We start from the raw sequence: 16206 nt of genomic DNA on the forward strand, positions 1-16206 counted from the left end.
GTGGATGAACGATGGATTCAGATCGCCCAGCGCAGCGTGTGCGCGGAGGGCTGCAGCCAGTTGGCGTCCGTGGCGGCGGGTTCGGCCTCGCCGGGCTTCTGCAGCACGCGGTCGAGAATGCGTTTCTCGATGGCCGCAAACGCCGGGTCGCCCTGCGAGCGCGGCCTGGCGAGCGCAATGTTCTCGTCGAGCGCAATGCGCCCGTCCTCGATCAGGATCACGCGGTCCGCGAGCGCCACGGCCTCCTGCACGTCGTGCGTCACCAGCAGCGCGGTGAAGCGGTGGCGCTGCCAGAGGTTCTCGATGAGGCGATGCATCTCGATGCGCGTGAGCGCGTCCAGCGCACCCAGCGGCTCGTCGAGCAGCAGCAGGCGTGGGTGATGCACCAGCGCCCTTGCGAGCGCCACGCGCTGGCGCTGGCCGCCCGACAGGCGCGCCGGCCATTCGTTCTCGCGGTCGGCCAGGCCCACCTGCGCCAGCACCTCCTTGCCGCGCGCCTTGGCTTCGTCGGGCAGGCCGAGCGTCACGTTGTCGAGCACGCGGCGCCAGGGCAGCAGGCGCGCCTCCTGGAACATGATCCGGGTGTCGTCGTGCAGGCCGTCGATGGCCTTGCCGTCCGTGAAGAGCCCGCCGGAGGTGGCCTTCTCGAGGCCGGCAATGAGCCGTAGCAGCGTGCTCTTGCCGCAGCCGCTGCGCCCGACGATGGCGATGAACTGCCCCGGCTCGATGGCGAGCTGCGTGTTGCGCAGCACCTCGCGCTCGCCATAGCGCTTGTGCAGGCCGCGCGCATCCAGGCGAACGCCACCCGCAATGGCCGGCTCTTGTGTTTCTTTCAGAACGGCATTCATGATGTTTGTGTGCTCCTCACTTCGAAGTCGTCTTCTTCTGGTAGCCCGGATGCCAGCGCAGCCACCATTGCTCCAGGCCCCGCGCAAACAGGTCGGCCAGCTTGCCGAGCAGCGCATACAGCAGGATGCCCACCAGCACGATGTCGGTCTGCAGGAACTCGCGGGCGTTCATCGTGAGATAGCCGATGCCGGCCTGCGCCGAGATGGTTTCGGCCACGATCAGGATCACCCACATCAGCCCGAGCGAGAAGCGCAGGCCCACCAGGATGGACGACAGCGCGCCGGGCAGGATCACCTCGCGGTACAGCTGCCAGCGCGAAAGTCCGTAGGTGCGCCCCATCTCGATCAGCTGCGGATCGACGTTGCGGATGCCGTGGAAGGTGTTGAGGTAGATCGGAAAGAACACCGACACCGAGATCAGGAACAGCTTGGCCGACTCGTCGATGCCGAACCACAAAATCACGAGCGGAATGAGCGCCAGCGCGGGAATGTTGCGCACCATCTGGATGGTCGAATCGAGCAGCGTCTCGAAGAACTTCACCGAGCCGGTCAAAAGGCCCAGCACCAGCCCCGTTCCGCCGCCGATCGCAAGGCCCGCGAGCGCACGTCCCGCGCTCACCTTGACGTGCGTCCAGAGTTCGCCCGACACGGCCAGCCCCCAGGCGGCCTTGACCACGTCCACCGGTGCCGGCAGCACCCGCGTGGAGAGCCAGCCCAGCGACGAAGCGACCTGCCAGAAGACGATCAGCCCCACCGGCACCAGCCACGGCACCAGCCGCCGCGCCACGCTGGCGCCGAAAGCCTTGAGTGCGCCGCCGGCGCCTTCTTCCGAAGACGACGCGACCGCCGGCAGTTCCTGTACTTGTTCCATCATGGGAGGTCCTTAGCTTTGGGAGGCGAGGCGCGAAGGCGCATCGAGATTGGCGACCACTTCGCCGAACGGCCCGCTCAGCGAGCCGCCCGCGAGCCGCGACTGCGCCTTGCGCGAGAGCAGCGGGAACACCAGCTCGGCGAAGCGGTAGGCCTCTTCGAGATGCGGGTAGCCCGAGAGAATGAATTTGTCCAGGCCGAGCGCCGCGTATTCCTCGATGCGCGCCGCCACCGTCTTGGGGTCGCCGACCAGCGCCGTGCCCGCGCCGCCGCGCACCAGGCCGACGCCGGCCCAGAGGTTGGGCGAAATCTCGAGCTCGGCGCGCGAGCGCCTGGCGCCGCCGGCATGCAGCGCGGCCATGCGGCGCTGGCCTTCGGAATCCATGCGCGCGAAGGCGGCCTGGGCGCGGATCACGGTCTCGTCGTCGACGCGGCTGATCAGTTCCCCGGCAGCCTTCCATGCGGCGTCGTCGGTCTCGCGCACGATCACGTGCAGCCGGATGCCGAACTCCACCGTGCGGCCCTTGCGCGCGGCGCGGTTGCGCACGTCGGCGATCTTCCTGGCCACCTCGGCGGGCGGTTCGCCCCAGGTGAGATAGGCATCGACCTGCTCGGCCGCAAGCTCGTGCGCGGCAGCCGAGGAGCCGCCGAACCACACCGGCGGATAGGGGGCCTGCACCGGCGGATAGAGCAGCTTCGCGCCCTTCACGCTGAGGTGCCGGCCCTCGTAGTCGAAGGCTTGGCCGTTGTGGCTGCGCGCAAGGATCTCGCGCCAGATCCGGATGAACTCGGCCGATTGCTCGTAGCGCGCCGCATGGTCCAGGTACACGCCGTCGCCTTCGAGTTCGGCCTGGTCGCCGCCGGTGACCAGGTTCACGAGCAGGCGGCCGCCCGAGAGGCGGTCGAAGGTCGCGGCCATGCGCGCCGCCAGGCTGGGCTGGTGCAGGCCGGGCCGCACCGCCACCAGGAACTTGAGGTTCTTGGTCGCGCCGATCAGGCTCGAGGCAATCACCCATGGGTCTTCGCAGGAGCGGCCGGTGGGAATCAGCACGCCTTCGTAGCCGAGCTGGTCGGCCGCGCCCGCGATCTGCTGCAGGTAGGCCAGGTCGATGGGCCGCGCGCCTTCGCTGGTGCCGAGATAGCGGCTGTCGCCGTGGGTGGGGAGAAACCAGAATATCTGCATGTCGTCTTTCCGTGGTGCTGCCTCAGATCGCGAAGAAGGCGCCGCGCACGCGGGGCGGCGCGCAGCGCGAGCGCGGCGATGCGGTGCGGACGCTCCGCCGCTCGGCAAGGCCCCAGGCGCGCGTGGTCGTGGCGAGCACGCGGGCGGCGCGATCGCGCAAGGCTTCGTGCATCACGCGATGCCCGCCGCGGCGGCCTCGAGCACGCTGATCCTTCGGGGAATCAGCTTCAGGTCGAAGAAGGTGTCGGCGATCTTCTGCTGCTCGGCGAGCACGGCCTTGCTGATGGGGCTGGTCCCGTAGGCGGCGCGCGCCACTGTCAGTTCGGCCACCGGCTTCGGCAGGCCCCACAGGGCAGCGAACTCGGCAGCAAGATCGTTCTTGTGGGCGATGCCCCAGACGTCGACCTTGTTGATTTCCTCGATCGCAATGGCCAGCACGTCGGCATTCTTTGCAGCGTAGCCGAGCGACGAGAAGTAGTAGCCGCGGTTGCCCACCACGCCGGTCGCGTCGGCGAGGACCCGGGCCTCGAGCGATTTTTCGGCTGCGGCAAGGAACGGATCCCAGATCACCCATGCATCGACCGAGCCCTTTTCGAAGGCCGCGCGCGCATCGGCCGGCGGCAGGAAGACGAGGTTCAGGTCGCTGTACGCGAGGCCGTGCTTCTCGATCAGCTTGGCGATGAAGTAGTGGACGTTCGAGCCCTTGTTGAGCGCGACCTTCTTTCCCTTCAGTTCGGCGACGGTCCTGATGGCCGAGCCCTTGGGCACCAGCACGGCTTCCGACTGCGGCCGCGGCAGCGTGGTGGCGACATAGGCCAGCGGCGCGCCGGCAGCCTGCGCGAAGATCGGCGGCGCCTCGCCCACGTCGCCGAAGTCGATGGAGCCGACGTTCAGTGCCTCCAGTTGCACCGGGCCGGCAGTGAATTCGGTCCACTTCACGGCGACGCCGAGCGGCGCCAGCCGCTTCTCGAGCGTGCCGCGGCCCTTGAGGATGCTCAGCGCGCCCTTCTGGTGGCCAATGCGCAGCTGCCGTGCCGCCGCCTGGGCCAGCGCGGCGAAGGAAGGCACTGCGATTGCGGCGGCAGCGGCGCCCTGCAGCAGGCGGCGGCGCGGGATGGAGATGGAAGTCATGGGCTCGTCCTTTTCGAATGCGGATGCAGGTGGCCTCAGGCCGAGATGAAGCCGACGATGAGCGCGATGGCGGTCACCACGATCGTGCTGATGGCCAGGTCCCGCAGCGCCTTCCAGATGGAGCGGGGCTGCGCGTCGAGCGCGGAGTCTTCGGTGGCAACGGGGTTCATGCGTGATTCCTTGTGCAAAAACTTCAGGCAAAGCTGCGCCCTCGCCGCGCAGCGGCGACTTCAAAAAACGGGAACAGGAATGGGGCTGGCTGGACTCGGGTTCGAGGAAGAACCCGTTCTAGACGCTACATCGCACCCTGGAGAACGGCACCGGTTCGAAGCCGTGCGTTGCCGGCAGCTTCAGCCCTTCGGTCGCGAGCACCTCGACGGCCTCGTTGAGCCGCTCGGCCAGGTCGGGATGCACCTGGTAGGCGTTCTCGGGCGTGAGCGTGATCTGCGAATCGGTCGCGTAGACGCCCGGCAGGATGTGGCGCGCCGACAGCGCATGCAGCACCGGCCGCAACGCGTAGTCGAGCGCGAGCATGTGGTGCGGGCTGCCGCCGGTGGCCAGCGGCAGCACGGTCTTGCCCTTGAGCGCGTTCTGCGCCAGCAGGTCGAGAAAAACCTTCAGCACGCCGCTGTAGGCGGCCTTGTAGACCGGCGTGGCGACCACGACCACGCGCGCATGCGCTACCTGCGCAATCGCGCGCTCGATGGCCGGATGGTTCCAGTCCGCCAGGAGCAGCGCCTGGGCCGGCAGGTCGCGGATCGCGAGCCGCTCGATGTGGGCGCTGCGGCCCGCCAGCCGCTCGCCCACAGCCTCGAGCAAGGCGGTGGAACGCGAAGGTGCGGAGGGACTGCCGGCAATCAGGAGAACGGACACAAGGGACTTTCGGTTTGCTTCGGAATTTCGCTTCGAGGGTGCGAGGCGAATTACTTCTGCTTGGCCGTGTAGATCTGGTCGAAGGAAGCGCCGTCGGCAAAGTGCTCCTTGTCGGCCTTGGCCCAGCCGCCGAAGGCCTGGTCGATAGTTACCAGCGTCAGCTTGGGAAACTGCTTGTCGTACTTGGCCCTGGCTTTTTCCGAGGTCGGGCGGTAGAAGTTGCGGCCCGCAATGTCCTGGCCTTCGTCCGAATACAGGTACTTGAGGTATTCCTCGGCCACCGCGCGGGTGCCCTTCTTGTCGACCACCTTGTCGACCACCGCCACGGTGGGCTCGGCCAGGATCGAGATCGACGGCACCACGATCTCGAACTTCTCGGCGCCGAATTCCTTGAGGGCCAGGAAGGCTTCGTTCTCCCAGGCCAGCAGCACGTCGCCCACGCCGCGCTGCACGAAGGTGATGGTCGAGCCGCGCGCGCCAGCGTCCAGCACGGGCACGTTCCTGAACAGATTGCCGATGTATTCCCTGGCCTTGGCATCGCTGCCGTACTTGCGTTTGGCGAATTCCCAGGCGGCCAGGTAGTTCCAGCGCGCACCGCCGGAAGTCTTGGGGTTGGGCGTGATCACCTGCACGCCGGGCTTCACGAGGTCGTCCCAGTCCTTCAGGCCCTTGGGATTGCCCTTCTTCACCAGGAACACGATGGTCGAGGTGTAAGGCGCCGAGTTCTGCGGCAGGCGCTTCTGCCAGTCGGCCTTGACGAGGCCGCCGTGCCTGGCAAGCGCGTCGATGTCGCCGCCCAGCGCCAGCGTGGCGACGTCGGCATCGATACCGTCGATGATCGAGCGGGCCTGCTTGCCCGAACCGCCGTGCGACTGCTTGATGGTCACATCCTGGCCGGTCTTGCCCTTCCAGTACTTGGCGAACGCGCGGTTGTAGTCGACATAGAGCTCGCGCGTCGGGTCGTACGACACATTGAGCAGCGTCACGGGGGCCGCGCCCTGCTGCGAAAACGACGGCAATGCCGTCAGGGCCATGGCACCGGCCACGCCGGCACCCAGGGAAAGCTTGATAAAGTCGCGGCGAAGGCTCATGGTGTCTTGCTCAAAAAGGCATATCAATGAAGCTGCGTATTCTCAATACGACATATAGAAACTGGAACGACCGAGTTTTCAGTTCTAAATAGCCAAATCAACTAAGCAACCGCTTTCCCCACCAGAGGCAATCAAAAATGGCACGCATGGTTCAGTGCATCAAGCTCGGCAAAGAAGCCGAAGGGCTCGACTTCCCGCCCTACCCCGGGGAACTGGGCAAGCGCCTGTGGGAGAACGTCAGCAAGGAAGCCTGGGCCGCCTGGCTCAAGCAGCAGACCATGCTGGTCAACGAGAACCGGCTGAACCTGGCCGATCTGCGCGCCCGCCAGTACCTGGCCCGCCAGATGGAAAAGCACTTCTTCGGCGAAGGCGCCGACGTCGCGCAGGGCTACGTCCCCCCCTCGAACTGAGCCCGTCTTGGCCGCCGAGCCCGTCGCCTGGCGCGCCGACGGCGTGCCGTGCAGCGAACGTTTCGACGACATCTATCACACCGAAACCGGGGCGCTGGCGCAGTCGCGCCACGTGTTCCTGGGCGGCTGCGGCCTGCCCGGCGCCTGGTCCGGACAGCCGCAATGGCGGATTCTCGAGACCGGATTCGGGCTCGGCCTCAATTTCCTGACAAGCTGGCAGGCCTGGCGCGCGGATGCGCACCGGCCGCGGATGCTGCACTACGTCTCGGTCGAGGCATACCCGGTCGGGCCTCATGACCTGCTGCGCGCTGCCGGGGCCTACCCCGAGCTGATGCCGCTGGCCGAGCAACTGGCCGCGCAGTGGCACGGGCTGCTCCCGGGCTTTCACCGGCTGGCCTTCGACGCCGGCCGCGTGCTGCTCACACTGTGCATCGGCGACGTGCAGCCGATGCTGCGCGCGCAGCGCTTCGAGGCCGACAGCATCTTCCTGGACGGCTTCAGCCCGCAGCAGAACCCCGCCATGTGGTCGCCCGACACGCTGAAGGCGGTGTCGCGCTTTGCGCGCCAGGGCACCGGCCTTGCCACCTGGACCTATGCGCGTGCGGTGCGCGATGCGCTTTCGCAGAGCGGCTTCCGGCTCGAAAGGCGGCCAGGCCTGCCGCCCAAGCGCGACTGCCTGGCCGGCGTGTTCGCGCCGGCCTGGACGGTGCGCCGCCGCGGCCCCGCGCCCGGGCACATCGAAACGCCAGGCAGCTGCGCCGTGATCGGCGCCGGGCTGGCCGGCGCGGCCGTGGCCGCCAGCCTGGCGCGGCGCGGATGGCAGGTCATGGTGCTCGATGCGGCGGGCCAGCCCGCCGCCGGTGCGTCCGGCCTGCCGGTCGGCGTGATGGCGCCGCATGTCTCGCCAGACGATGCCCTGCTGTCGCGGCTCACGCGCGCCGGCATCCGCGCGACCTGGCATGAACTGGAACGCCTGCTGGAGGAAGGCCGCGATTGGCGCGCCAGCGGCGTGCTGGAGCGCCGGCCCGAGGGCGACACGCGCGTCCCCGCCGGGTGGAGCGACAGCGGCCCCAACGAGTCGTGGCCCGCGAGCGCCGCGCAATCGGCAGAGGCCCGCCTGCCGGCCGATGCGCCGGCCCTCTGGCATGCGCGCGCGGGCTGGGTGCGGCCGCAACGGCTGATCACGGCCTGGCTGCGCGGGCCGGGCATCGGGTTCCGCAGCAACGCGCGGGTGGCGCACATGGCCCACGGCGGCGGCGCATGGCAGCTGTTCGATGCAGAGGACCGGCTGCTGGCCGAGGCGCAGCGCGTGGTGGTCGCCGCGGGCTTCGAATCGGGCCGTTTCGCACCGGCGCTTCCGCTGCAACCCGTGCGCGGCCAGGTCATGTGGGGCGCCATGGTGGCGGATGACGGGCTGCCCGCAACACCTATCAACGGCGACGGCCACCTGATCGCGCACGTACCCGCCGACGATGACGGCACCCAGCTCTGGCTGGCCGGCGCCACCTTCGACCGCGACAGCACCGACCTCGAGCCGAACGGCGCCGATGCCGCCGCCAACCGCGAGCGCCTGGAGCGGCTGCACCCCGCCGCGGCCGCCGCACTGGCTGCGAGCCTCGACAGCGGCGAGGCCCGCGCCTGGGTCGGCGTGCGCTGCGCATCGGGCGATCGCCGGCCGCTGATCGGCCCGCTCGATGCCGATGATGCGGCCGGCGCGCCGGGCCTCTGGGCCTGCACCGCGCTGGGCTCGCGCGGCCTGAGCTTCGCGGCCCTGTGCGCCGAACTGCTGGCCGCGCAATGGCATGGCGAACCGCTGCCGCTGCCGGCCAACCTGGCCAAGGCCCTCTCGACCGGGCGAACGCAAACGTAGGCGCTGCCGCGCCAAGGCCCCAGAATGCAGCGCATGGCCATCCAATACGACATCACGCACACCACCGTCTACCGCTACAAGAAGCCGGTCACCTTCGGTCTGCACCGGGTGATGTTCCGCCCGCGCGACAGCCACGACCTGCGCGTGCTCGCCACCGACCTGCAGGTGAGCCCCGAGTCGTTCACGCGGCTGATCCAGGACCCGCATTCGAATTCGGTCGCACTGGTGCAACCCATGGGCGAGGCCACGGAGCTGCGCATCGTGTGCTCCTTCACCATCGAGCACGTGCCGGCGCAGCAGGACCAGCTCGCGCTCGACCCGGCCGCCGAGTTCCTGCCCTTCGCCTATTCCGTGCAGGAGCGCCTCGACCTCGAGCACTACCTGCGCCCGCACCACGACGACGACGCCAACGGCACGCTGATCCGCTGGGCGCACCAGTTCCTGCACACCGACCAGCCCAACAGCACGCGCGAAGTGCTCGCGCGCATGAACGCGCACATCGGCCAGAGCCTCGAATACAAGGCGCGCGACGAGGAAGGCACGCAGACGCCGCTGCAGACCCTGGCGCTCGGCAGCGGCAGCTGCCGCGACTACGCGCTCCTGATGATGGAGGCCGCGCGGCGCCTGGGCATTGCCACCCGCTTCGTCTCGGGCTACCTGTACGACGCCGCGCTCGACCGCGCGGCCCAGGCGCCCGGCGAATCGATGACCGGCGCCGGCACCACGCACGCCTGGCTGCAGGCCTACCTGCCAGGCATCGGCTGGCTCGCCTTCGATCCCACCAACAACCTCATGGGCAGCGGCCAGCTGATCCGCGTCGGCGTCACGCGCGACCCGGCGCAGGCCGCGCCGATCTCGGGCAGCTGGTATGGCGATGCCGAGGCCTACGACGGCCTCGAAGCCACCGTGGTGGTGACGCGCCGCAAGGGCTGACGCAGCGCGCGCAGGTGTCGCGCAGGAGATAGCAGCTACGGGAAAGCCCGGGCCGATGCGCCCGGCAACGCCCCTACGCTGCGCCGCCGGTCCAGCGAAATAGCACGGTCGTTCTCTACGGCCGCGCGAGACTGCGCTGCGCCGGGCTTCTTCCCAACAACACAAGAACGGAGAGAGACATCCCATGCATTCCGCGCGCCTGACATTTCTTGCCCTTGCAGCCAGCCTTGCGGTCGCCTCCTGCGGCGGGGGCGGCGGCGGCAACGGCTTTGCCTTCACGCCACTGCCGCCGGCTCCGGCACCCGCGCCGCCGGCACCGCCTCCTCCACCTGCGCCACCCCCGCCGCCCGAAGAAACGCGCCTGCAGGACAGCCGCAATTCCTTCGCGCCCGCCGATCCCGCGGCCACCACCTTCGCGGCGCTCGCCTCCGATGCCAGCGACACCGTCGACAACGCCACCACCAGCCGCTGGGCCGGCATGCTCGGCGGCGCGCAGTACCGCGTCGAGGTGCCCGCCAACTGGAACGGCAAGCTCGTGATGTACGCGCACGGCTATGCCGGGGAAGGCAACCTGCTGACGGTGAACAACCCCTCCATCCGCCGCTTCCTGATCCAGAACGGCTACGCCTGGGCGGCCTCGAGCTACAGCAAGAATTTCTACGACGTGCGCGCGGGCGTGGAGGACACCAACGCGCTGGCCCTGCAGTTCAACGCCATCGCCAAGGCCAACGGCCGCGAGCTCGCGGCGCCCTCGAGGATCTACATCACGGGCCATTCGATGGGCGGCCACATCACGGCGGCGGCCATCGAGGACGAGGCCTACGCCACCGCCAACCACAAGGTGAAGTACCACGGCGCGGTGCCGATGTGCGGCGTGATGGGCGACACCGAGTTGTTCGACTACTTCGCGGGCGCGCAGGTCGCTGCGCAGGCGCTCGCGGGGCTGCCGAAGTACCCGACCGTCAACTGGCTGGACATCCGGGCGCAGGTCACGGGCACGCTCTACACCGCCTTCCCGGGCACGCCCACGGCCACCGGCCTCAAGTTCGGCTCGGTGGTGAAGAACCTCACGGGCGGCGAGCGGCCGATGTTCGACCTGGGCTTCACGCAGGGCGGCTCGTTCGCGGCGGTATGGGGCGTGTTCGGCAGCGACGGCACGGTCAACGGCATCCTGAACAGGAGCACGCTCGACACCAACCGCTTCACCTACACCATCGACGGCGACGTGCCGGGGACCGCGGCGCTGAACGCCTCGGTGCTCAAGCTCAGCGCGGCGGCCGATGCGAATCGCCTGCGCACCGACGGCCTGCGCTGGATTCCCAAGGCCAACGGCGAGTTCAGGATTCCGGTGGTCTCGCTGCACACGCTGGGCGACCTGTACGTGCCCTTCAGCATGCAGCAGATCTACCACCAGCGCGTGGCGGCCAAGGGCAACGGCGGCTGGCTGGTGCAGCGCGCGGTGCGCGGCATCTCGCATTGCGACTTCACGATCGCCGAGCAGGTCGAAGCCTTCGACGCCATGGTCAAGTGGGAGCGCGACGGCCTGAAGCCGGCGGGCGACGACGTGGTCACCGCGGCCACGGTGGCGGACCCGGCCTATGGCTGCACGTTCACGCGCCCGCTCGGCACGCTGGACGAAGGCAGCACCGCCAAGGCGACGCGTCCGGGCGCGGCCGCCGCACGCCCTTGCCCGCCATGAGCCGCGTGGTCGGCATGTGATCAGCGGCGCGGGCGGCAGCGCTGCCCGCGCCGCTGCGAGCCTGGCTTCGAGCTCGGCGACCAGCGAATATTGACGTCCGCCGGAATCAGTTGCAATGTCGCTCCCATCGGCCTGGCCCCCCAGCCTCCTTCAAGGACAGCGCATGAGATTCCCCGCACTCACCGCCGGCATGCTCGCCGCCGCAGCGCTGGCCTGGCATGCCGCGCCCTCGTTCGCAGAGCCGGCCCGGCGCGTGCCGGCGCCCGCGATCGACCTGCCGGCCTCGCCCACCATGAAATACGACATCGCCGTGTTCGCCGGCGGCTGCTTCTGGGGCGTGCAAGGCGTGTTCCAGCGCGTCAAGGGCGTGAACAACGCCGTGTCCGGCTATGCCGGCGGCGACGCCAAAACCGCGCGCTATGACAACGTGCGCTCGGGCCGCACCGGCCATGCCGAATCGGTGCGCATCACCTACGACCCGCGGCAGATCAGCTACGGCAAGCTGCTGCAGATCTATTTCTCGGTGGCGCACGACCCGACCCAGCTGAACCGGCAAGGGCCGGATACAGGCCCTCAATACCGCTCCACCGTGTTTGCCGAGAACGCCGAACAGGCCCACATCGCGAAGGCATACATCGTGCAGCTGAACCAGGCCAGGACCTTCGGCAAGCCGCTGGCGACCACCATCGAAATGGCGAAGCCGTTCTATGCGGCAGAGGCCTATCACCAGGACTTCGTCACACGCCATCCCAGGATTGAGTACATCATGCTCAACGACCTCCCGAAGATCGAGGAACTGAAGAAGCTGTTTCCCGAGAGCTACCGGCCGATGCCGGTGCTGGTGAATGCGGCAAAGGGCGGCTGAAGCTCAGCCGGGCGTCGGCGCGTCCGCCCGCGCATCGTAGGCGCCGCGGCGCGCGGCCTGGTTGCAGCGGGCACGGTGCACCAGCGCCTGCTGCGCCACCGCAACGTTGGCGGCATCGCCTTTCCAGGCGTCCAGCGCCGGCTGCTGCACGGCACGCGAATAGGAAAACGCCAGCGCCCACGGCAGGCGCGACCCGGCTCTCGCGTTCATGGCATTCAACCGGGCCGACGCAAGCTGCGCCGACTGGCCGCCCGACAAGAAGGCGATGCCCGGCACGGCCGCGGGCACGGTGCGCCGCAGGCACGACACCGTGGCGTCGGCGACTTCTTCCACGCCCTCCTGCTTCGGGCAGTCCTGCCCGGGCAGCACCATGTTCGGCTTCAGCAGCATGCCTTCGAGCAGCACGCCCTGCAGGCGCAGCTGGGCGAACACCACGTGCAGCGTCTCCTCGGTGATTTCAGCGCAGCGCGCGAGGGAATGGTCGCCCTCCATCAGCACTTCAGGCTCGACGATGGGAACGAGTCCGGCCTCCTGGCACAGGGCCGCATAGCGGGCCAGTGCATGGGCGTTGACCTCGATGCATGCACGGCTGGGCAGGCCGGGGCCGGGCGTGATGACGCCGCGCCATTTGGCGAAGCGCGCGCCCATGCCGGCATATTCGGCCAGCCGCTCGCGCAGGCCGTCCAGGCCCTCGGTGACCGTCTCCCCGGGATGGCCGGCCAGCGGCTTCGCGCCGGTGTCGACCTTGATGCCGGGAATGATGCCCGCGCCGCCAAGCACCGAGACGAAAGACGCGCCCGAGTTCGTTCGCTGGCGGATGGTTTCATCGAAGAGGATCGCACCGCTGATGGAGGCGCCGAGGTTCGGCGCAGTGACGATCAGCTCGCGCCAGTCGCGCCGCGCGTCCTCGGTCTGGGGAATGCCCAGTTTCGCGAAGCGCTTGTGGCAGGTGGCGTTGCTCTCGTCCATCGCGAGCAAGCCCTTGTCGCCGGCGACCAGCGCCTGGGCGGTATCGATCAATGCCTGTGCAGTCATGATGCTGAGACCCTCACTTGCTTGCAAAGATCGTACGCCTCCACCCGCGCAGAGGCTAGATCACGTTCTTCTCGAGCAGCGGCCGGTTTTCGAGAATCCGCGCGAATGACACCGGCGACAGGTCGAGGCTGCGGTACTGCCCATGCCTGATGAGTTCCGCCACGCCCCGCCCCGCCGCCGGGCATTGCTGCAGCCCGTGCCCGGAGAAGCCGTTGGCAAAGAACAGGTTGTCGCAGTCCGGATGCAGGCCGAGGATCGCGTTGTGGTCGAACAGGTTCATCTCGTAGTAGCCGGCCCATGCGCCGGTCATGCGGATGGCCTCGAAAGCGGGCACGCGCCTGGCCAACGCGGGCCAGATGAAATCGTCGAAGACGCGGTAGTCGACTTCGAGCGGCGCATCGTCGCGGTCGCGGTCCTGGGGCGGCGCAAAGCCGCAGATGAAGCGGCGGCCTTCGGGGCGCAGCCAGATGCCCGAAGTGTCGATCACCAATGGACAGCCCGGCAGGGTCTCGGGGCACGAAAAGCTGAACACCATGCGGCGGCGCGCGCGCACCGGCAGATCGATGCCGGCCCAGCCCGCCACCCTTGCGGCCCAGGCGCCGGCGGCGTTGACCACCACGTCGGCCTCCAGCACATTGCCGATGTCCAGTTCCACCCCCGCCACCGCACGGCCGCTGCGCTTCAATCCCGTGGCCTGCGACTGCACATAGCGTGCCCCCTGCGAAATGGCTTTCTTGCGAAAGGCCTGCAACAGGCTGTAGCCGTCGTACCAGCCCTCGCCCGAAAGGCCCAGCGAGGCCAGCGCGATGCCATCGGCCGACATCCATGGAAAGCGCTCCGTCAGCGCGTCGGGCGCCATCAGGACCACGTCGACGCCGTGCGCCTTCTGCACCGCGTGGTTCTCGCGCAGCACGTCGACGCCCTCCGGCGGCGCCAGGTACAGGTAGCCCGGCTCGACCAGGCCGATGTCGGGCACGTTGTCGCCGACGCGCAGGTTTTCGCCCAGGTGGCGGAAGAAGTCGATGCCGTAGAGCGACATCTCGATGTTGATGGCGCTCGAAAACTGCTGGCGGATCGAGCTGGCCGACAAGGCCGACGAGGCCTGCGTGTACGAGAAATCGCGCTCGACCACGGTGATGTCGAACGGCTCCTCCTGCGGATCCCGGTTGAGAAAATAGGCGATGGCGGAGCCGATGGCACCGCCGCCGATGATCACCACACGACGCATGAAATTCCTTTCTTGCTGTTCGCCGACAGGTCCAATCCGCACAAGCCGCCGCAAAAACCGCGAGCCCGGCACGCAGAATAGCAACGATGAGAAAAGACATTCCCAACCTGGGTGCCTTGCAGGCCTTCGAGGCCTCGGCGCGCCTGGGGAGTTTCACCCGCGCGGCGGCCGAACTCGCGCTGACGCAAAGCGCCGTCGGGCGGCAGGTGGCCACGCTCGAGCAGCGGCTGGGCGTGGCGCTGTTCTCGCGCGTGCGGCGGCGCCTCACACTCACCGACACCGGGCGCGAATATGCGGCGCGCATCCGCCGCCACCTCGACCAGATCCGGCGCGACACGCAGGAGATCAGCGCCGGCCACGACATGGGCTTCGTGCTCGAAGTGGCCGTGGTGCCCACCTTCGCCACGCAATGGCTGATCCCGCGGCTGCCCGATTTCAGCCGGCGGCACGCCAACATTACCGTCAATCTCTCGGCGCGCTCGCAGCCCTTCTCGTTCCAGGAGAACGCCTATGACGCGGCCATCTATTTCGGCGACCAGTTCTGGCCCGGCACCCAGGGCGGGCTGATCTTTTCCGAAGGCCAGATGGTGCCGGTCTGCAGCCCCGCGTTCCGCGACGCCAACGGCCCGTGGGACGAATCGGCCTTCGAGCGTTGCCGCCACGTGCACCTGGGCACGCGCGCCCATGCCTGGCGCGACTGGTATGCGCAGCAGGGCTGGGACTACACGGTGCACGCCTCGCGCGGGCCGCGCTACGAGCTCTTCACCATGGTGACCGCCGCCGCGGCCGCCGGCATGGGCGTGGGCCTGGCACCGCGCATCCTGATCGAGCGCGAGCTGCGCACCGGCGAACTCGTGATTCCGATCGACCGGCACCTGGAAGTGCGCCAGGGCTACTACTTCGCCTACCCCGAGGGCCGGCCGGCTTCCGGGGCGCTGGAGCACTTCGAGCGCTGGGTGCTCGGCCTCACGCCGGCTTAGACCGGATTGGGATTGCGCTCCAGAAAGCCCTGCTGGTGCCAGTATGGATAGGCCCGCGTCGTGGCGCTGGCCGCATCGAGCTCGGCCACCTGCGCGGGCGTGAGCTTCCAGCCCGCGGCGCCCAGGTTCTGGCGAAGCTGCGCCTCGTCGCGCGCCCCGATCACCACGCTCGACACGGTCGGCCGCTGCAGCAGCCAGTTGAGCGCCACCTGCGGCACGGTCTTGCCGACTTCGGCCCCGACCTTCTCGAGCGCATCGACCACGCGAAAAAGCAGCTCGTCGGGCACCGGCGGGCCCATGTCAGCCGTCACGTGCAGGCGGCTCGTGGCCGGCAGCGGCTGGCCGCGCCGGATCTTGCCGGTGAGCCGGCCCCAGCCCAGCGGGCTCCAGACCACCGCGCCCACGCCCTGGTCCTGCGCGAGCGGCATCAGCTCCCATTCGTAGTCGCGCCCGACCAGCGAGTAATAGGCCTGGTGCGCCACGTAGCGCGCGTAGCCGTAGCGCTCGGCCACCGCCAGCGACTTCATCAGGTGCCAGCCCGAGAAGTTCGACGCGCCCACATAGCGCAGCTTGCCCGCGCGCACCAGGTCGTCGAGCGTGGACAGCGTTTCTTCCACTGGCGTGCCCGCGTCGAAGCCATGCAGCTGGAACAGGTCGATGTAGTCGGTGCCCAGCCGCTTGAGCGCGCCATCGACCGCGCGCACCAGGTGATGGCGCGACGAACCCACCTCGTTCGGCCCCTCGCCGCTGCGGAAGGTGGCCTTGGTCGAGATGAGGAGCTGGTCGCGCGGGCGGCCCTTGATCGCCTCGCCGAGCACCGACTCGGCCGCGCCGGCCGAATAGATGTCCGCGCTGTCGAACATGTTGACGCCCGCCTCCAGGCAGATGTCGATGAGCTTGCGCGCCTCGGCCACGTCGGTCTGGCCCCACGCGCTGAAAAGCTCGCCTTTGCCGCCGAAAGTGCCGGTGCCGAAACTCAATACGGGGACCTTGAGGCCCGATTTGCCGAGGTGACGGTATTCCAAGGTGCTGCTCCTTCGCAGTTGCGGATTCAGGAAGAAAGCCGAAAGCTCGACCGGCTTGCCGGGTGGCCATTGTTGGATCAAGCGATGAACCCATCCGGGCGGATGGGCTTTTCGGAATTGGCCAGGAGTAGTTAACAAAGCCTTCACTGAATGCCCTTCAGTGGC

General features: G+C 68.6%; 17 protein-coding genes. 6 read left to right on the forward strand and 11 right to left on the reverse strand.

Features of this window, described 5'->3' with window-relative positions; translation table 11 throughout:
* Nucleotides 1-17: 17 nt before the first annotated feature.
* The 8 genes from EJO66_RS24205 to EJO66_RS24230 all read right to left on the reverse strand — a co-directional run bounded on the left by EJO66_RS24205 (nucleotide 18) and on the right by EJO66_RS24230 (nucleotide 5996).
* Nucleotides 18-848, reverse strand: a complete 831-nt coding sequence (locus tag EJO66_RS24205; RefSeq protein WP_124957829.1) for an ATP-binding cassette domain-containing protein — start codon at nucleotides 846-848, stop codon at nucleotides 18-20.
* Nucleotides 849-864: 16 nt separating this feature from the next.
* Complete coding sequence (gene ssuC, locus EJO66_RS24210; protein ID WP_206168888.1) at nucleotides 865-1722, reverse strand: aliphatic sulfonate ABC transporter permease SsuC; 858 nt, start codon at nucleotides 1720-1722, stop codon at nucleotides 865-867.
* A gap of 9 nt (nucleotides 1723-1731) precedes the next feature.
* Complete coding sequence (gene ssuD, locus EJO66_RS24215) at nucleotides 1732-2901, reverse strand: FMNH2-dependent alkanesulfonate monooxygenase (protein WP_124957827.1); 1170 nt, start codon at nucleotides 2899-2901, stop codon at nucleotides 1732-1734.
* Between the two features lie 22 nt (nucleotides 2902-2923).
* Nucleotides 2924-3073 (reverse strand): hypothetical protein, encoded by a 150-nt coding sequence (locus EJO66_RS32640; protein WP_164547890.1) that lies wholly within the window; start codon nucleotides 3071-3073, stop codon nucleotides 2924-2926.
* Nucleotides 3073-4032: a sulfonate ABC transporter substrate-binding protein gene (locus EJO66_RS24220; protein ID WP_124957826.1), complete on the reverse strand. Its 960-nt coding sequence runs from the start codon at nucleotides 4030-4032 to the stop codon at nucleotides 3073-3075. The genes EJO66_RS32640 and EJO66_RS24220 overlap by 1 nt, the downstream gene beginning before the upstream one ends.
* A gap of 35 nt (nucleotides 4033-4067) precedes the next feature.
* Entirely contained in the window at nucleotides 4068-4202 is a 135-nt protein-coding gene (locus EJO66_RS33235) for a hypothetical protein (RefSeq protein ID WP_012748080.1), read from the reverse strand.
* 118 nt (nucleotides 4203-4320) lie between these two features.
* Entirely contained in the window at nucleotides 4321-4905 is a 585-nt protein-coding gene (gene ssuE, locus EJO66_RS24225) for an NADPH-dependent FMN reductase (RefSeq protein ID WP_124957825.1), read from the reverse strand.
* A 50-nt stretch (nucleotides 4906-4955) separates the two neighbouring features.
* Nucleotides 4956-5996 carry a sulfate ABC transporter substrate-binding protein gene (locus tag EJO66_RS24230; RefSeq protein WP_124957824.1) on the reverse strand — a complete coding sequence of 347 codons (1041 nt, stop codon included), beginning with the start codon at nucleotides 5994-5996 and terminating at the stop codon, nucleotides 4956-4958.
* 137 nt (nucleotides 5997-6133) lie between these two features.
* Between EJO66_RS24230 and EJO66_RS24235 the strand changes: the two genes are divergently transcribed.
* The 5 genes from EJO66_RS24235 to msrA all read left to right on the forward strand — a co-directional run bounded on the left by EJO66_RS24235 (nucleotide 6134) and on the right by msrA (nucleotide 11773).
* Entirely contained in the window at nucleotides 6134-6406 is a 273-nt protein-coding gene (locus tag EJO66_RS24235; protein ID WP_012748083.1) for an oxidative damage protection protein, read from the forward strand.
* 7 nt (nucleotides 6407-6413) lie between these two features.
* A complete protein-coding gene (mnmC, locus tag EJO66_RS24240) occupies nucleotides 6414-8276 on the forward strand; it encodes a bifunctional tRNA (5-methylaminomethyl-2-thiouridine)(34)-methyltransferase MnmC2/FAD-dependent 5-carboxymethylaminomethyl-2-thiouridine(34) oxidoreductase MnmC1 (protein WP_125966356.1) in 1863 nt (620 codons plus the stop codon).
* 33 nt (nucleotides 8277-8309) lie between these two features.
* On the forward strand, nucleotides 8310-9209 hold the full coding sequence (locus EJO66_RS24245; RefSeq protein WP_230537788.1) for a transglutaminase family protein: 900 nt from the start codon (nucleotides 8310-8312) through the stop codon (nucleotides 9207-9209).
* Between the two features lie 184 nt (nucleotides 9210-9393).
* Nucleotides 9394-10908, forward strand: coding sequence for an alpha/beta hydrolase family protein (locus tag EJO66_RS24250; RefSeq protein WP_125966357.1), 1515 nt, complete (start codon nucleotides 9394-9396; stop codon nucleotides 10906-10908).
* Between the two features lie 163 nt (nucleotides 10909-11071).
* Nucleotides 11072-11773, forward strand: coding sequence for a peptide-methionine (S)-S-oxide reductase MsrA (gene msrA / locus EJO66_RS24255; RefSeq protein ID WP_125966358.1), 702 nt, complete (start codon nucleotides 11072-11074; stop codon nucleotides 11771-11773).
* Between the two features lie 3 nt (nucleotides 11774-11776).
* Here the strand turns inward: msrA and EJO66_RS24260 are convergent, their stop codons facing one another.
* A complete protein-coding gene (locus EJO66_RS24260; RefSeq protein WP_125966359.1) occupies nucleotides 11777-12808 on the reverse strand; it encodes a class I fructose-bisphosphate aldolase in 1032 nt (343 codons plus the stop codon).
* 55 nt (nucleotides 12809-12863) lie between these two features.
* Nucleotides 12864-14036, reverse strand: coding sequence for an NAD(P)/FAD-dependent oxidoreductase (locus tag EJO66_RS24265; RefSeq protein WP_124957818.1), 1173 nt, complete (start codon nucleotides 14034-14036; stop codon nucleotides 12864-12866).
* Between the two features lie 86 nt (nucleotides 14037-14122).
* Here EJO66_RS24265 and EJO66_RS24270 point away from each other — a divergent pair, with 86 nt between their 5' ends.
* The gene (locus EJO66_RS24270; protein WP_124957817.1) at nucleotides 14123-15016 is read left to right on the forward strand and encodes a LysR substrate-binding domain-containing protein; all 894 of its coding nucleotides are present in this window, start codon (nucleotides 14123-14125) and stop codon (nucleotides 15014-15016) included.
* On the opposite strand, the gene EJO66_RS24275 is transcribed toward EJO66_RS24270, so the two are convergent.
* On the reverse strand, nucleotides 15013-16041 hold the full coding sequence (locus tag EJO66_RS24275) for an aldo/keto reductase (RefSeq protein ID WP_125966360.1): 1029 nt from the start codon (nucleotides 16039-16041) through the stop codon (nucleotides 15013-15015). The two genes, EJO66_RS24270 and EJO66_RS24275, sit on opposite strands and share 4 nt — an antisense overlap.
* Between the last annotated feature and the right edge of the window lie 165 nt (nucleotides 16042-16206).

The sequence above is a fragment of the Variovorax beijingensis genome (assembly GCF_003951285.1).
Taxonomy (GTDB): Bacteria; Pseudomonadota; Gammaproteobacteria; order Burkholderiales; family Burkholderiaceae_C; genus Variovorax; species Variovorax beijingensis.

Bases quoted from the DNA above. Each gene is read 5' to 3' on its own strand.
- EJO66_RS24205 (WP_124957829.1), bottom strand. From the start codon at position 848: ATGAATGCCGTTCTGAAAGAAACACAAGAGCCGGCCATTGCGGGTGGC.
- ssuC (WP_206168888.1), bottom strand. From the start codon at position 1,722: ATGATGGAACAAGTACAGGAACTGCCGGCGGTCGCGTCGTCTTCGGAA.
- ssuD (WP_124957827.1), bottom strand. From the start codon at position 2,901: ATGCAGATATTCTGGTTTCTCCCCACCCACGGCGACAGCCGCTATCTC.
- EJO66_RS32640 (WP_164547890.1), bottom strand. From the start codon at position 3,073: ATGCACGAAGCCTTGCGCGATCGCGCCGCCCGCGTGCTCGCCACGACC.
- EJO66_RS24220 (WP_124957826.1), bottom strand. From the start codon at position 4,032: ATGACTTCCATCTCCATCCCGCGCCGCCGCCTGCTGCAGGGCGCCGCT.
- EJO66_RS33235 (WP_012748080.1), bottom strand. From the start codon at position 4,202: ATGAACCCCGTTGCCACCGAAGACTCCGCGCTCGACGCGCAGCCCCGC.
- EJO66_RS24230 (WP_124957824.1), bottom strand. From the start codon at position 5,996: ATGAGCCTTCGCCGCGACTTTATCAAGCTTTCCCTGGGTGCCGGCGTG.
- EJO66_RS24235 (WP_012748083.1), top strand. From the start codon at position 6,134: ATGGCACGCATGGTTCAGTGCATCAAGCTCGGCAAAGAAGCCGAAGGG.
- EJO66_RS24245 (WP_230537788.1), top strand. From the start codon at position 8,310: ATGGCCATCCAATACGACATCACGCACACCACCGTCTACCGCTACAAG.
- EJO66_RS24250 (WP_125966357.1), top strand. From the start codon at position 9,394: ATGCATTCCGCGCGCCTGACATTTCTTGCCCTTGCAGCCAGCCTTGCG.
- msrA (WP_125966358.1), top strand. From the start codon at position 11,072: ATGAGATTCCCCGCACTCACCGCCGGCATGCTCGCCGCCGCAGCGCTG.
- EJO66_RS24260 (WP_125966359.1), bottom strand. From the start codon at position 12,808: ATGACTGCACAGGCATTGATCGATACCGCCCAGGCGCTGGTCGCCGGC.
- EJO66_RS24265 (WP_124957818.1), bottom strand. From the start codon at position 14,036: ATGCGTCGTGTGGTGATCATCGGCGGCGGTGCCATCGGCTCCGCCATC.
- EJO66_RS24270 (WP_124957817.1), top strand. From the start codon at position 14,123: ATGAGAAAAGACATTCCCAACCTGGGTGCCTTGCAGGCCTTCGAGGCC.